Origin of the sequence: Staphylococcus saccharolyticus (assembly GCF_900458815.1) — a bacterium.
Lineage (GTDB): Bacteria > Bacillota > Bacilli > Staphylococcales > Staphylococcaceae > Staphylococcus > Staphylococcus saccharolyticus.
In genome coordinates this window covers 1,357,637-1,371,696 of the sequence record NZ_UHDZ01000001.1, presented here as the reverse complement: position 1 = coordinate 1,371,696, position 14,060 = coordinate 1,357,637, and the positions used below count along the sequence as shown (strand labels likewise).

8 protein-coding genes and 6 pseudogenes are annotated in these 14,060 nt (G+C 31.7%); 4 read left to right on the top strand and 10 right to left on the bottom strand.

The features are described 5' to 3' along the window. Positions 1–2: 2 nt before the first annotated feature. From DYE57_RS12835 to msaA, 3 genes and pseudogenes are all read right to left on the bottom strand, one after another. Positions 3–554, bottom strand: a pseudogene (locus tag DYE57_RS12835) (CPBP family intramembrane glutamic endopeptidase). 371 nt (positions 555–925) lie between these two features. Then, positions 926–1,126, bottom strand: coding sequence for a cold shock protein CspA (gene cspA, locus DYE57_RS06780; protein ID WP_002433901.1), 201 nt, complete (start codon positions 1,124–1,126; stop codon positions 926–928). Between the two features lie 182 nt (positions 1,127–1,308). Next, the gene (gene msaA / locus DYE57_RS06775) at positions 1,309–1,617 is read right to left on the bottom strand and encodes a regulatory protein MsaA (protein WP_115313380.1); all 309 of its coding nucleotides are present in this window, start codon (positions 1,615–1,617) and stop codon (positions 1,309–1,311) included. A gap of 158 nt (positions 1,618–1,775) precedes the next feature. Here msaA and DYE57_RS06770 point away from each other — a divergent pair, with 158 nt between their 5' ends. The 3 genes and pseudogenes from DYE57_RS06770 (at position 1,776) to DYE57_RS06760 (ending at position 3,819) form a co-directional block, all read left to right on the top strand. Further along, the gene (locus DYE57_RS06770; protein ID WP_115313379.1) at positions 1,776–2,045 is read left to right on the top strand and encodes an acylphosphatase; all 270 of its coding nucleotides are present in this window, start codon (positions 1,776–1,778) and stop codon (positions 2,043–2,045) included. Between the two features lie 25 nt (positions 2,046–2,070). Beyond that, positions 2,071–2,700, top strand: a complete 630-nt coding sequence (locus DYE57_RS06765) for a 5-bromo-4-chloroindolyl phosphate hydrolysis family protein (protein ID WP_115313378.1) — start codon at positions 2,071–2,073, stop codon at positions 2,698–2,700. 22 nt (positions 2,701–2,722) lie between these two features. Then, a pseudogene (locus DYE57_RS06760) lies at positions 2,723–3,819 on the top strand (toxic anion resistance protein). A gap of 67 nt (positions 3,820–3,886) precedes the next feature. Here DYE57_RS06760 and brnQ3 read toward each other — a convergent pair. From brnQ3 to DYE57_RS06735, 5 genes and pseudogenes are all read right to left on the bottom strand, one after another. Then, positions 3,887–5,230: a branched-chain amino acid-like transporter carrier protein BrnQ3 gene (brnQ3, locus tag DYE57_RS06755; protein ID WP_115313377.1), complete on the bottom strand. Its 1,344-nt coding sequence runs from the start codon at positions 5,228–5,230 to the stop codon at positions 3,887–3,889. Positions 5,231–5,406: 176 nt separating this feature from the next. Next, positions 5,407–7,297, bottom strand: a pseudogene (locus DYE57_RS06750) (vWA domain-containing protein). Between the two features lie 45 nt (positions 7,298–7,342). Further along, positions 7,343–8,109: pseudogene (locus DYE57_RS06745) on the bottom strand (ATP-binding protein). A gap of 207 nt (positions 8,110–8,316) precedes the next feature. Further along, a complete protein-coding gene (locus DYE57_RS06740) occupies positions 8,317–8,520 on the bottom strand; it encodes a DUF6501 family protein (RefSeq protein ID WP_115313376.1) in 204 nt (67 codons plus the stop codon). A gap of 28 nt (positions 8,521–8,548) precedes the next feature. After that, a complete protein-coding gene (locus DYE57_RS06735) occupies positions 8,549–9,358 on the bottom strand; it encodes a VOC family protein (RefSeq protein WP_115313375.1) in 810 nt (269 codons plus the stop codon). Positions 9,359–9,551: 193 nt separating this feature from the next. Between DYE57_RS06735 and DYE57_RS06730 the strand changes: the two genes are divergently transcribed. Beyond that, the gene (locus DYE57_RS06730) at positions 9,552–9,728 is read left to right on the top strand and encodes a Mid2-like cell wall stress sensor domain protein (protein ID WP_165417873.1); all 177 of its coding nucleotides are present in this window, start codon (positions 9,552–9,554) and stop codon (positions 9,726–9,728) included. Between the two features lie 245 nt (positions 9,729–9,973). Here DYE57_RS06730 and sucB read toward each other — a convergent pair. Both sucB and DYE57_RS06720 read right to left on the bottom strand, forming a co-directional pair. Next, positions 9,974–11,240 (bottom strand): annotated as a pseudogene (sucB, locus tag DYE57_RS06725) (dihydrolipoyllysine-residue succinyltransferase). Between the two features lie 17 nt (positions 11,241–11,257). Further along, positions 11,258–14,057 (bottom strand): annotated as a pseudogene (locus tag DYE57_RS06720) (2-oxoglutarate dehydrogenase E1 component). Between the last annotated feature and the right edge of the window lie 3 nt (positions 14,058–14,060).

Below are 14,060 nucleotides of genomic sequence, written 5' to 3'. Positions count from 1 at the left end.
TTTCACCTCATTACTACAGTTAAAATGTTATATATCCAATGAATGATAATTGAAAAACTAATTTTGAATTTATATCTTATAACATACAGAATTATACTTGAAGGAAATCTTACTAATAGATTAGATACCAGCGACTCATTAAGATGTAAGATTAATGCAAATAGTAGAGAACCAATAAAAATAGGAATTATTAAACTGAAGCTTTTTAGCAAAATGTTAAATATTACTTTCCTAAATAAAAATTCTTCCATTAATGCTATAAAGAAATTAAATGAAAATAACTGATAATCATCAACATAGACTAATAAAATTAATAAGACTATAAAATATGAAAGTAAATTTTTTAGATAACAATTTAAGTGGATCAGTTTTATAATTAAATATTGAAGAGAGATAAATAGGTATTAGTATAAAACTTAATAAAATAGCAAGAATCAGCGATAAAAATTCGGAATATTCGGATGATTTAAAGTATACTAATATTCTTATGCTTATGCTTATACTATAATGATAATTATTGTTATGAATAAATTAATTAGCTTTAAATTTATCATTTAATGAAACGACCACGGTAACCAAAAGAAAAACGACCAATTAAAACTTTTAATAATTTAAAATGATTTGGCATAATATTGTCTACTTCCCCTACTTATCAATTAAATTAAAAAAAAACAATTTTATTATTTAATTGATAAAAATATATTGAGGACTATTTTATTAAGAAAGATGTTTAGAGAGTTTAATTTTAAAAAACATAGGTATACCAAAAATTATTATTTATTCAAATTAATAATTTTTGGTATTGAGCATAAAAACAGAAAGAAATTAATTTCGATTTCTTTCTGATATACTATATGTATTAATATAAAAAACACCCTACTGCTTTGTAAGGTGTTAGTTAAAGTCAATTACTACAATCTATTTATTATAGTTTAACAACGTTTGCAGCTTGAGGACCGCGATCGCCTTCAACTACTTCAAATTCAACTGATTGACCTTCTTCTAATGATTTGTAACCATCTTGGTTGATTGCTGAGAAGTGTACGAATACGTCGTTTTCTCCTTCAACTTCGATGAAGCCGAAACCTTTTTCAGCATTAAACCACTTAACTGTACCTTGTTTCATATTTCTGAAACCTCCAAGACTAAATTCTTTCAATATGCATTATTCGCATATTACAAAAAATACGTGTCCTTATATGTATTATAAAATCAAATATTCTTTGCAATATGGAATAAAACAATTGCTTAATGATTATTATAGTTTAGTCATAGCTAAATTGCAATACAATTATAGAAAATTATCATTTAATCAATTTTTGGAAGATTAAAATATACCTCATTATTTTTTAAAATAATAAAACTATAAAATATTTGTAAATCCTCCTCACAATCGTCACAATAATTTAAATCACAATTATTATAAAAAGCATAAATGTTATACTTGCCTACTACATAATTGTCAAAGCATTCTTTACATTTACAAACCAATTGCCTATATTGCTTTAACATATCTTCATAACTGTTAAAGTTAAAACGCTCGACAACCTTTTCAGGCCAGTCTTCAAATAGCCACCAGCCTTCGTAGTCAGCCCTAATCTTGGCAACTGTCCACATTTTGATTTCCCCTTCCATCCTTCAAACTTATACACCAATTTTAACTTTTCATTGTTCAAAATCAAGTTTCAAGACTCATACTTATGGCCGATGATTTATATAGTAATTATTAGTTTTTTACAATTAAAATACGTATAATAAATATAAGAGGTGATTTTATGCAACGTAAACATATACAAGTATTTGGTAATGTACGAGGTGTAGGATTTAGATTTTATACTGCACGCATTGCAAATCAATATGATATTAAAGGGACAGTTCAAAATGTAGATGATTATGTAGATATATATGCGCAAGGTGAAAATGAAGCTTTATACCAATTCACTCAATCAGTAATTGAAGGTGCATCACCCGCCTCATCAGTTTCAACATATAATATAGAAGATTTAAATGTAGATGAATTATTAACTGAGTTCAAGACGATTTAGACTTTAATATAAAGGAAGATGACACTTGAGATATAACATTTCTCGTATATTTGGAGTGTTAGTGGGCATACCAGTAGCCTTTATCACATGGTTAGTTACTGTTTTTGCATGGGGGGATGTGTCATTCATTTTAGATGTACTTATAGGAATGGGAGGATTTCTCTTATCATACTTCCCTACTCAACGGCTCACTTCACGAAAATATCTTCATGAAATTGGGTTATCACGAAGAGACTATAAATATGTAAGAGCGCAACTTAATCATGCGCATGGTAAAATCAGAGATATTTTAAAAACATTTATCAATGTTCGTTCTATTAAAGATTTTAGACAGGTCAATGACATATATCGTATTTCTCGCTCAATTTATATGAGTATTAAACAGCGACCAGGGATGTTCTTTAAAGTTGAAAGTTTCTTTTACTCACATTTAGATAATGCTCTAAATTTAGTTGATGCCTATACACGATTAACACGCATGTCACGTAAGACGCACCAAGAAAAATTGAAATTAGAACAAACTCGCATCACTTTGGATGAAGTAAAAAGGACTTTGGTTGCAGATTTAAAACGTCTAAATGAAGATGATTATGAACGATTGGATATTGAAATGGAATTGAATAAATTAGAACAAGAACGTCGTAAAGATGTTTAATGGGAATGGAGAGATGAATGAGATGTCGCGTGAATTAAGTAGTAATCAATCACATCCACTCGATCAATATATGGAAGAGCAATCGACAAACCAACCTTCTATAGTTGAGGATTTTAAAACTCAGTTAAGTAATGAAGATAAAAAGAAGATTGAATCTATAAGCCAACAAATTCAGCCTCTTGATCATGATGGCTTGCTACAATTCGGTACTCAACTACAGCAAAACATGTCTCAATTTTCTCATCGAATGTTAGATGAGGTACAATCGAAAGATATGGGTCCTGTTGGAGATGTATTAAATCAATTAATGGGAAAGTTAAAATCAGTAAATCGTAACGAGTTGAATCCTGAAAAACAATCAAAATTGAAACGTTTCTTTAGAAGAACGAAAGCATCAATAAACGAAATTTTTTCGAGAATGCAATCTGTAAGTTCACAAATTGATCGTATAACTATACAATTAGAAAAACATAAAGGAAATTTAACCAAGAATGTTGAATTATTAGATGGTTTATACAAGAAAAATAAAAATTATTTTGATGGTGTAACACTATATATTGAAGCAGCAAAGAGAAAAAACAAGAAATTCAAATTGAAATGATTCCTAAATTACAAGAAAAAGTTTACAAAACGGGTAAAATGGGTAGCCAAATGGACATTCAGGCTGTTGCTGATATGGAGCAATTTGTAGACCGTTTGGATAAACGAATTTATAATTTACAATTATCACGTCAAATTGCCATCCAAACTGCACCTCAAATTCGGATGATTCAGAATGTTAACTAAGCGCTTGCTGAAAAGATTCAAAGTTCTATCTTAACAAGTATTCCCATCTGGAAAAATCAAATGGTTATTGCCCTTACTTTGATGAGACAAAGAAATGCTGTTTCAGCTAATGATTTGCTTACACAAAATGCAATTGAGACAGCAACAGAAAACGAGCGTGGTGTTGTTGATATTGAAACACTTAAAACAACTCAAAATGATATCATTGAAACTATTGAACAGACTTTAAGAATTCAACAAGATGGACGTCAAAAACGACAAGTAGCTGAAAGAGAATTAAATGATATGGAACAAGATTTAAAACAGCATCTGTTGTCTATGCGTAAGGATTAAATAAAAACCACGCATGTTGTAGGTAAAATGTATTTTATCATGCGTGTCTTTTTATAACTTAATTTATTTATTCTTTTTGATAAATAATTGGTGTCTGTTTAACGAAGTAAGAAATGGTATATCCGATAATTGTCGCAATTACTGCAATAGGAAACCACTCTAGTGAATAATGTTTTAACGGTAAGTGATCTATAAATGAAAGTTTGAACCACCCTTGAGTGGTAATTAAACTTAATATAGATTCAATGGTTACTATAACAAGGGGGACTTGTTGAGCAATGCGTTTTGTTGGTATAAATCGTGCAATAAGTATGAGTAAAACAACAGTAATTGCTATCGGATACACTACACTTAGCACTGGCACTGACATCTTAATGACAGAATTAAGTCCTTGGTTTGCTAAAACAAAACTTACTATAGTAAAGAATATAACATATATTTTGTAAGAAATTTTAGGTAAGATTCGATGGAAGTATTCACTTACAGATACAATAAGACCGCATGCTGTTGTTAAACAAGCTAAGGAGACGATAATACCTAATAGATACTTTCCTAAATTACCGAATCCTTTGGTTGCCATTGTAGTTAGCAAATATGTTCCTATATTTTGACCATTTGTTGTTAGTTCTTTCATTTTGCCAGTAGAAACATGCATGTGATTACCTATAAAGCCTAATGCAATATAAATAAATACCAAGGCAACTGCAGCTATAAGACCGGCGATAATCGTTTGTTTAAATATTTTATCAGCATGATGAACGCCGGTGGTTTTAATTGCATTAACAACAATCATTGAGAATGCAATCGATGCAATCGCGTCCATCGTTAGGTAGCCTTGCGTAAATCCTTGAGAAAAGCCACTAAAATTAGAAGTGAAAATCTTTGTATCTCCTATGCCTGACGAATGTCCGCCAAAGTCTACGAACCCTTTAATAATCATTGCTAATATTGTAATTAGCAGTAACGGTGTAAGTAAAGAACCAATGCGTTCTATCATTTTATTAGGGTTTAAACATAAATAGAGTACAATTAAAAAATAAATAACGGTAAAAATAAATAAAGCTAAACTACCGTTGGTATGAGCAATTGGAGTGACAGTCATTTCAAATGAAGTTGAAGCTGTACGTGGAATTGCAAATAATGGTCCTATCGTTAAATATATTATAATTAAAAAGATTAACGAAAATTTTGGTGATATTTTATTAAATGATCCGATATAGCCATGTTTATCGAGTGCCCCAACGACTACACCTAGTAAAGGTAATCCAATACCTGTTAATGCGAATGCAAGTATTGAAGGCCAAAAGAAATGTCCACTATCGAGTCCGAGTTGTGTTGGAAATATGAGGTTTCCTGCACCGAAGAACATGGCGAATAAAGTAAAACCTGTAATCCAAGTGTTTTTATTCATAATGCTGCTCCTTTTTCTATTAATGCAACATCAAACATTCTATCATAATCAAGAATTATAAGTCTATATAAAATTTCAGAAAATTTAAAACTTACTCGATTTAAATATTTATAAGTTCGAAAATATACACTAAATTAATTTTAAGAACTATAAACCCATCTGTCTCATAATATTATTTAGAAAGATTGAAGTAGAAGTTTCTTTAATAACGGGGAAAGATGACTTGGTATAATGTTCCACTCCTTCTACAAAAATGGCATATTGACCATAAATATTGTGTATCGTTTGTTCGATATCTTCTGTTATAGGTTCTTGACTTAAAAACACATTGAACACCTCAATACCAAACTTTCTGGCACGTTCTACTGTTTCATAAGTATCTAAGATACTGTCTTGACTATAATTAAAGGCCGATGGTTCTCCATCTGAAAATATAATTAAAAAGCGTTGCTGATGACTTCTTTGAAGTAACCTTTCACTGGCAATTCTGATAGCCACTCCATCACGATTATCATCTTGCGGCTCTAATGTCATGATTCTCGGGCCTTCCTTTTCGAAAATTGAGTAGTTATAATTAATGATTTCATCAATGATATTTGGTTGTTCACGATTATCGGCTTCAAAAGCATCTTCATTAAATGCTAAAATTTCATGTTTAATACTAAGAGATTTTTAATGTTTCATGAAACAGTACAACGCCTTTCATAGTTTCGTCCATCTTATCATGCATACTTGCAGATGCATCGATAAGCAATGTAAATGTTGCATCAAATGATTGACTTAAATCTTGTTTTTTATAAAATAATTTAAGTTGGTCTTTCATAAACCAATTAATCAGATCTTTTTGAAGACAACCTTTTGTTAGATTATGACATTCATCTTGATGTTCTCTTTCAATGGTCTTTTTAATGATTTGAATTAAGTCTTTAATTTCATACTGAACATCATTTTTAGAATATTGATATTCAACGATATTTTGTGGAGTAATATCTGGTACTCTCCAATCAATGCTAATGTTCTTATTTATACCATCTAAAGGGAAAGTTTGATTTTGACCTATAAATCCTCCATCCTAACAGTCTAGTGTATTTTGTGAAACTTTACCTTTTTTAGTCATCATATCAGTCATATCATCAGTACTATCGCCTTCTCTAGCAGTATCATTATCCGCCATTACTTCACTATTTTCGCCTTCATGAAGTTCCATTTCTAAATACGCGCCACCTTTAGAATGACTATCTGCTGCTTTTGTCTCAGCTTTTTCAGTTTCTATATCATCTTGTGCATGGGTGCCATCTTGTCCGTCTGTGTTACTCGCGTCTATGCTTTTAAATCTTCATAGGTGTGGGCATAAATATCTTCATATAACTGTTGTGGTAAATAATAATAATCATTTAACATATCTTGCTTAAGTAAATCATCCACCTGGTACATAATACGTTCAGCTAGATACATATTATCTTCTGAAGTTTGATTTTGGAAAATATTAGGCAAATCTTGATACATACTAACCAAAATTTCATCAAATTTGGGATGGATTGAAGGGATATCGTAGAAATTTTGACTTAAAAAAGCACGTTCCAAATATAAAAATAATAAATCAGTATAAACTGTCTTAGTCTTGTAGACATTGATTTGTGAGTTTGTAAAAGAAAGTCTTGTGTCTAAGCGTAAATCGATGAACGTTGCTGTGCTAGGTCGATGTAGTCTGATAAGTTCAAAAATACGTACATCTTCTAATAATTTAAAAAGTTGTTGGAAGAACTTTGGATGTTCAAAGTCTTAGTGATGTAAAACTTGATTAATAATTGAGGCATCCATATTAAGGTAACCAAAAGTTGCAAGTAAAACATCTGTTTTTAATCCAGCTTGTTCAACATGTCGAGGTCGATGAGACCAAAACCAACTTGTTATAAGTGTATTACTAAATGGATTATAATAAGGGAATTTTTGAATTTTGACTTGTGTTTGCTCATGTTTTAAAAGTAAACGGTCTAAATCTTGTAACATCATAACTTGTTTCGCATCTAATTGTTCATCGTTAAATTTTATGAAACGCTCACTCATATTTATCCCTCTTTAAAAGTTTAACTCGATAGCATTGATAATGGCTTATTGTTCTCGTTCGTCTTCTAATTTATCAATGATTGTTCGTTGTATTGCTCTTCGAATAGGCATCACTGTAACTAAATCACTTAAGTCTATTAAAGCGCGGATACTTGCTGCCTCTTCAGAAATTTGACCCTGTTTCGACATTGTACGTAAATCTTCATTAAACTTAATAATTTGATGAATGGTGTAATCTTCTTGCAATCTGCTTTGTTCCTTGATAACTGTTTTTAAAATGTCACCATTAATATAATCAACTTCTATAACGACAAAGCGATTTTTTAGTGCTTCATTCATTGGTAATGTTCCAACATATCTTTCATTAATAGCTGCTATGACATTAAAGTCGGGTGCAGCTTTAATGACCTCTCCAGTGTATGAGTGTATGGGTTAGTCAATTGACGACGATAATCCAATACACCATTGAGTATTGGCAATGTTTCAGGTTTAGCCATGTTAATTTCATCAATATATAAGATATGTCCGTGTTTCATAGCCTTAATTACAGGGTCATCTATAAATACAATCTCTTGATGACCATCTTCATTCGTTTGAATAGTTTTAAATCCCAATAAACTCTCTGTATCTAAATCAACTGAGCAATTCACTTGGTGCATGGGACGTTGAATTTCTTGGCTTAAAGTTTCTGCAAGCTTAGTTTTTCCTGAACCCGTAGGTCCTTTAAGTAAAATATTCTTATTTAAATTAAATAATGCTTTAGCATCCTCAAATACTGTCTCATCTGAATTTTTATAAACTGTTTGTACCATAATTCCCATCCTTTAAGTATAAAAAAGACTAAGACATATGAGTAAAAAGTTGCTTTGTCTTAGTCTTATTAAAATTATAAAACGAGATTGAAACTACTTAGAAAAGTATTAACTTAAATAAAAATTGTATATTCATGTTGAATTGTAATTTTATCGGGGTTAATTTACGTTCAATCTTTATATCACTCACCTCATAAGTAATGTTTCTTAAACTTCTTTGAAATAATCTTTAAAATATCCACCTACTAAACCAGAATTATCAATAATTTGATAATATTCTTCAGTTTCATTCACAACATCGTATTGTTTGCCAACAGTTAGCATATCTGCAACTGTAAATTTCTTTGCGTCAGTGTTTGTCACTTCAACTTTTTTAATTGGTGTACGTTCTTTCCAAGTTTCATGTAACATATGATAACCTTCCTTGATTTATGTCATTTTACTTTTCTAATGTATATATAAATGATATACCACTATTTTCTGTAATTCTAAGAGATTCTGAGTCGTCTTGCTCTAAAGTTTGATAAGGAATACCTATATCATCCAAGCGTTCTTTGGCGTGATTAAATGCTTCGCGTTCTTTAGTTGCAAATTCTACTTGTTCGATAGGTCCACAATCAGCCATTTCAATATTTTCTTTGGCTTCGTATAAATGAAGTTCTCCGCCTAAGCCACCTTCACCAATTTTAAATACATGAATATGTTGAGTTGCTTCTTCATGAGGTAAGTATTCAGCGAATAAGTCTAACCCAAATACTTGAATAAGAATGGATGTAGTTATAGGTAACTCATTGACTTTAATAATAACTGGACCTAATCCTTGGACTTGATGCAAAGGATTGACTGAGCTTTCAAATGATGGTATGCCTAAACCAATTCCTGTATTATGTTCATCAGAATAAATATCGAACTTTTGGTGATTATGATCTTCAAAACTAAAATGCTTAAGACCATTAAGTTCAGTTAATGAGCTATATGAAATGTTCTGCTGTGATAAAATACCTTGGTATTCTAATAATCCTGAGTCAGATGGTGTCCTTAATCCTATACTTTCAATATGTTGATTTGTAAAGTGTTCATCAGGAATTTCAACAAAGTGAATACGTGTTCCCGGACTTAAATTAGCATCACCAAATCTTATAGCACTATCATTTTTATTTGTATATTGTAGTCCAATAATATCACTAAATAATTCTTTGGTTTTAGATAAGTCTCTTGTTCCAATAGTGACACTTCTAAGTCCGCTCATAAACTGACACTCCTCTATTTTTCTTTACAATGTATATTATAACGTATTTTGTAAGTATTGAATATGATGAACGTTTAAATACTTAAGATTAAAAAAGTTCCATTTAATTTATTTTAAAATAAAACCTTCACGTTGGCTAAAATATATGTATGTATTAGAATAATATATAAAGACTGCTGAAGGAGGCATATGTATGTCTAATTTATGGATTATATTTGCGATTACAGTTTTAATTGCAGTTTATTCAGGAATTGAAGTATTTACTAATTTAAACAATAAGAAACAACCTAGATTTAAATATTTTACAATCGCATTTGTCATCTTCATTATTCTAGCAATGATTGAAATTATTTTCCTTGTTAGAGGATAAGTTAAATTGTAATAAGATATAATATCTATAAGGTAACTATGTTAGTAGTTTTCTTATAGATATTTTTTATTTCTCTTTGCGTTATTCAATTATCTTCGACTCCCAATTTATGTGACGTCTTCTTTTTAATTATATCTTAGCATTAATAGGTATAGATACAATCATACTTTTGACATATTTAAGCAAAAATACAACGACGTTAATCGTCGTTGTATTAGTATAGATAGAGTGTATTGAGTTCAGAATTATGATTCAAGTAATAAATCTTCTGGATTTTCAATTAATTCTTTAATTGTTTTTAGGAAACCTACTGCTTCTTTACCATCAATGATTCTATGATCATAGCTTAAAGCAATATACATCATTGGACGATTTTCAATCGTATCTTTATCAATAGCAATTGGGCGTATGATAATTGAATGCATACCTAAGATAGCAGCCTGATTACCATTAATTATTGGTGTACTCATCATTGAACCGAAGATACCACCATTAGTAAACTGTAAATGAATCATTTACCATATCATCTAAGCTTAATTTCTTATAGCGTGCTTTAACAGCTAAATTTGCAATTTCTTGTTCGATTTCAGCAAAATTTTTCTTATCACAATCTCTAACAAAAGGTACTAATAAACCATCATCTGTAGAAACAGCGATACCAATATCGTAATATTGTTTAGTAATCATATCATCTCCGTCAATTTCAGCATTGACTTCTGGATATTTTTTTAGCGCAGCTACAGCAGCTTTTGTGAAGAATGACATAAAACCTAATTTTGTATCATCATGGTCTTTAATGAATTGTTCTTTTTTACGCTTACGTAAATCCATAACATTTGTCATATCTACTTCATTAAATGTTGTTAACATCGCTGTTTGGTTAGATACTTCTAACAATTTTTTTGCAGCTGTTTTTTTACGACGGGATGTTTTTTCACGAATAACAGGTTTAGATGGATGGTCATTAGATTTTTTAGAACCATTGTTTTGAGAATTACTTTCACTTTTAGCTGTTTGACTTGCTTGTTTTTGACTATTGTCTATATCCTCTTTTCTTAAAACATCGTTACCTTTACCTGAAACTTCGCTTAAATCAACTCCATTTTTACAAGCATGACGACGTGCGGATGGTGTAGCATTGATTTGTTGGTTATTATTATCTTGTTGCTTATCAGAAGTTGATTGCGTTTGATTAGCTTGGTCTTCATTTTGATTAGCAACTTTCGTTTCTTCTTGTTGTAGAGTTTCATTTGAAGAATTGTTTGATACGTTACCACTACCTTCACAGATAATGGCTACAGCTTGACCTACTTCTACTGTATCTCCTTCTTCGGCTAATTGTTCTGAAAGTACGCCTGCCTCTTCAGAAACAACTTCAACGTTTACTTTATCTGTTTCTAATTCTAAAATAGCTTCCCCTTTATCTACGCTATCTCCAACGTTTTTCAACCACTCTGCAATGGTACCTTCTGTAATTGATTCTGCTAATTCTGGAACTTTTACCTCTGGCATACTTATTTTCCCCCTAATTAATTATTAATACTACTTTCAATAATTCTATTTTGAACAAGTTTATGAATTTCTCCATCACCTTCAGCAGGTGCTGCCCTTTGTATTCTACCATGATAGCTAAGATCGTATTTATCAGTGATAAGCGCTTTGAGGTATGGATAGACGAATAACCATGCACCTTGGTTTTTAGGTTCTTCTTGAACCCATGCTACTTTTTCAAGATTTGGTAATGACTCTAAAATTTCTTTGATTTCATCTTCTGGGAATGAATACAATCTTTCTACTGCGATAAGAAGGATTGATTCATCCAGATTTTTTGCTAAATATTCTTTTAAGTCGATAAACATCTTTCCTGATGCTAAAATTACTTTTTTAACTTTTTTAGCATCGTGACTTTCAGCAATAATAGGTTTAAACCCACCAGAAGTGAATTCATCAATTGCTTTAGCTACAGTTTTGTTACGTAATAAACTTTTAGGAGACATAACAATTAGCGGTCTCATTTCTTGAGTATCTAAACTTGCAGCTTGTGCGCGTAATAAGTGGAAGTAATTACTTGAACTAGATAAGTTAACTACTGTGGTATTATTTTCAGCGGCTAATTGTAAAAATCTTTTTAAGCGTGCTGATGAATGTTCAGGTCCTTGTCCTTCATAAGAATGCGGTAAGAACAATGTTAATCCTGAGCGTTCACCCCACTTAGCACGTGAGCTTGAAAGAAAGTTGTCGAACATCATTTGAGACATATTTGAAAAGTCTCCATATTGTGCTTCCCAGATATTAAAACTGCCCTTATTTTCAACATTATAACCGTACTCAAAGCCTACAACTACAGCTTCTGAAAGTGGTGAGTTATGAATATCAAATGTAGCTTGCTGGTTGGGTACATGGTGTAAAGGTATCGCCATTCTCCTCATCGTGTAACACGGCATGTCTATGACTAAATGTTCCTCTTTCACTATCTTGTCCAGTTAAGCGTATAGAAGTACCGTCTTGAATAATTATAGCGAATGCAAGTTGCTCTGCTTGAGCCCAATCAACAAGACCGTTTTCTTTTTCAAAAGGTTCTCTACGCTTTTCAAGTACTTTATTAAGCTTTTTAAGCACATGGAAATCTTCAGGATAAGTGAGCATTGCATCGTTAATTTCTTTTAAATGATCAAAAGTGAAGTCTTTATCATCACTTTGTAAAGATAAATGAAGTGCTTGTGGTTTTTCCATATCTGGATCTGGGTTATCCATTTTGTAGGATTTATCAATTTTATCATGTGCGGCACGCATTTCTTTTTGTACATTGTCAATAACTTCATTCATTTCATCTTCAGAAATGATACCTTCATCGACTAACTTCTTACCGTATAAAATTTCAACTGAGTCATGCTTTCTAATGTTTTGATATGACATTGGATTTGTAATAGAAGGTTCATCCATTTCATTATGCCCGTAACGACGGTATCCTACTAAATCAATCACTACATCTTTATGGAACTCTTTACGGAATTCCATAGCAATTATTGCTTCAATCGTTGCTTCCACATCATCTGCATTTACATGTAAGATTGGAACATCATATCCTTTAGCTACGTCAGATGAGTATGTTGTAGAACGACCATCTGTTGGTTCAGTTGTAAAACCAATTCTGTTATTTGTAATAATGTGTAAAGCGCCACCTGTTGAATACCCTTTTAAACTGCCTAAGTTCATCGTTTCAAAGTTGATGCCTTGACCAGGATAAGCAGCATCACCGTGAATAATAATTGGCATTGCACTATGGAAGTCTGTTGAAGGTGTACCTGCTTGTTCAGTGTTATCTTGAGCTGCACGTGTTCTACCAGCAACAACTGGTGCTACAATTTCCAAGTGACTTGAGTTGTTAGCTAGAGAAATTCGTTGTTCTGTACCATATGAATCTGTTGTTTTTACACCGCCTAAGTGATATTTTACATCGCCTGTCCATCCTGAAGTCAGTTCTAAACTACCGTCTTCAGGTAAAAATTTCATCGAATCAGTGTGCATAAATTCGGAAATCATCATTTCATAAGGTTTTTCAAGCACATGTGTTAAGACGTTTAAACGTCCTCGGTGAGCCATTCCGATTTGAATGTTTTTAATCCCTTCATTACCAGCTAGTGTAATTGTATGTTGAAGCATTGGTACTAACGTGTCTACCCCTTCTATTGAAAAACGTTTAGCGCCAACAAAGTTTTTGTGTAAATATTTTTCAAAGCCTTAAACATGTGCTAATTTTTTGAAAAGTTCTTTTTTCTGATTATTGTTTAAATTTGTTTTATAAGGCGTTTCAATTCGTCTTTTTAACCAAACACGTTCTTTATTATTGTTAATGTGAGTGTACTCAAAAGCAATTGGCCCTTTGTAGCGTCGCTTCATACGAACAATAGCTTCATAGGCATTTTCATAAATATCTTTGAAGTGTTCTGAGACGATACCAGCTGAGATGTGTTCCAAAGTTTCTTGGTCTAAATCAAAATCTTCAATTTCTAATTTAGGGACATGCGTACGCTCTGGAGGATTAACTGGATAAATGTCTGCTTTTAAATGCCCATATTGACGAATATTATCGATTAAGCGCATAACACGTTTAATTGTGCTATCTTCCGCTAGTGAACCATTCCCATCAGTGGTAGGCTTTGCCTCGATATGAGCTTCACCTATTTTAATTGTACTAAACAAGACTTGTAAATCATCCGGAACTGATGATGGATCTTGTAGGTAATCATCATACAAATCAAGCATTAAGCCAAGATTTGCACCGAAGTTTACAGGAGCCTCTGTAAATTCTTTCTTGTCCTTTGTCATTTA